This window comes from Peribacillus alkalitolerans, assembly GCF_010882125.1.
GTDB lineage: Bacteria > Bacillota > Bacilli > Bacillales > DSM-1321 > Bacillus_BN > Bacillus_BN alkalitolerans.
The window spans coordinates 1-2022 of record NZ_JAAGVZ010000047.1; the positions used below are offsets into that span (position 1 = coordinate 1).

At 40.2% G+C, this 2022-nt stretch carries 3 protein-coding genes and 1 pseudogene; 3 read left to right on the forward strand and 1 reads right to left on the reverse strand.

The genetic code is table 11. The features are described 5' to 3' along the window. Nucleotides 1-32: 32 nt before the first annotated feature. Nucleotides 33-461: an HTH domain-containing protein gene (locus tag G3O09_RS21785; RefSeq protein WP_163103537.1), complete on the reverse strand. Its 429-nt coding sequence runs from the start codon at nucleotides 459-461 to the stop codon at nucleotides 33-35. Between the two features lie 216 nt (nucleotides 462-677). Here G3O09_RS21785 and G3O09_RS21790 point away from each other — a divergent pair. From G3O09_RS21790 to G3O09_RS21800, 3 genes and pseudogenes are all read left to right on the forward strand, one after another. Beyond that, a pseudogene (locus G3O09_RS21790) lies at nucleotides 678-926 on the forward strand (HTH domain-containing protein); the annotation flags it as partial. A 62-nt stretch (nucleotides 927-988) separates the two neighbouring features. Then, complete coding sequence (locus G3O09_RS21795; RefSeq protein WP_240338537.1) at nucleotides 989-1603, forward strand: C40 family peptidase; 615 nt, start codon at nucleotides 989-991, stop codon at nucleotides 1601-1603. Nucleotides 1604-1617: 14 nt separating this feature from the next. Further along, nucleotides 1618-2022, forward strand: a 405-nt coding sequence (locus G3O09_RS21800; RefSeq protein ID WP_163103540.1) for a hypothetical protein, incomplete at its 3' end; no start/stop codon positions are given.

Here is a 2022-nt window from a genome sequence, read left to right on the forward strand (position 1 = left end):
TTCTTCGATGAGCTGGAATTTTTCTGATAGAGCTAGTACTTGTTCTTCTTCGCCTGCCTCTCTAGTTCTTCTAACTTTTTTAAGAAGTCGTTCTCCATCTCTAGAAAAGCAATTCGTGCTTCAGCTTTCGTCAGTTTCTCCTCCACAGTCATTTCCTTCGAAGATGGACGTCCTGTGCTGCCCTTGCCTCTACGCTCCGTGAAGAAACCTTCCTCGCCATATTTCTCATAGGAACTTCTCCAGCGGTCCAAGCATTGAACAGGTTTTCTAGAACCAATAATATCAATATCAAATCCGTGATCAATAAAGATATCCATGGGTCCTTTCCCAGCCAAATTTTCTTTAACAGCTATAACTTTAAACTCAGGCTTATAGCTAATAGCTCGATCAGAAACATGGTCAACGTTTGGATTGTTTTCTAATTGTAGTCTTTGAAATTCATTAAAGATATTTTTACTCATATATAATCCCCGTTCTCCTCATTTGATTTGATTATAACGAGTTTCTTGTAAAAGAACACAAAAAACCCGAATAACGGACTCTTTTTTATAAGTGTCCATTATTCGGGTTACAGTTCATTAGACTGTACCCTATAGAGTAGACACTCAAAAAAAGGTCTGCCCTATAGGGCATTTTTATGTAGACTAATAAAAATGGGAGAATCGGAGAATAATTAAATGCCAAAAAAACACTTTACAGAAGAAGAAATAAATAAACTGTCAACTAATCCTTATGTCAAATCTGTAAGTCCAAAGAGTATTACGTATACAGATGAGTTTAAAAGGATTTTTATAACTGAATACGCAAATGGGAAATTACCAAGGAAAATTTTTGAGGAGAATGGTTTTGAGATTGAAGTTATTGGCATAGTTAGAGTGAATAGAGCTGCTAGTCGATGGCGTACCTCTTACAATGAATCAGGAGTTTTAGGGCTCCGACCGATCCTGAATACTCCATTCAGATTGGGGTGAAGTATTTTGCGGATGTGATGAAACAAGCCAAAGGAGATATTAATCTATCTTTGCAGTCTTATAATTTTGGGAATGGATTTATTGGCTATGCTTTGGAGCGCGGTGGGTATTCCAAGGAAATCGCTATTGATTTTAGTGAGATGATGGCTGCGAAAAATGGATGGTCCCGGTATGGAGACGTTCACTATGTTGAACATGTCCTTCGCTATTATGAGGGCGGAAATGGCGGGAATGTGGTGGTGGGAGATGGAAGCCAGTCATTTGATGTAGAGGAAGTTCATCACATTATGAAAGAATTTCTTGGCCGCCCTTACGTATGGGGAGGTCGAACGCCAGCAGCCGGCGGATTTGATTGTTCAGGGTTACTCGAATATGCTTTTGCTCAGGTTGGCGTAGATATGTATGGAACAGCGCAATCTCAATACGATAAAACCATTCCTGTTCCTGAAGATCAAATAAAACCGGGAGATTTAGTCTTTTTCTCCACCTATAAACCAGGAGCTTCTCACGTCGGTATGTATGTAGGAGAAGGCCAATTCATTAATGCGAACGGCAGCAACGGCACTTCTTATTCGTCCGTTCAAGAGTGGAAAAATATTTATCCTTTCCTAGGGTTTAGAAGGATTCAGTAGTGGAGGTGAAAATCATGGAACCCAGCCAAAAGAAAAATTACATTATGCTTATGGGTGCTTTTATTGCAGCGGTGATCATCATCATGTACGTTTTTAGCTTACGCTCCCAGCTGCAGGAAGTCAGGTCGAATCAGCGTCATTATGAAGAAGAAATTAAATCCTTAACCTCTGTTCAACAAACCGAGGCACTATCTAAAAATCGGTCGTTCCTTGAAGCGTTTTTCACTTATGAAACTACGGCTGAGCGCTATCAAAAGATTCGTCCCTTAATGACCGATCGTGGATTTAAAGCGACTCATCCTTCCGGAACGAAACCACCGGAATCCAAACAATCCGTCAAATCAACCATGGTCGGGCTGAAGCCGTTTGAATATCAGACATCGAAGACGGAAGCAGAATTCTTTAATGAATTCAAGCTT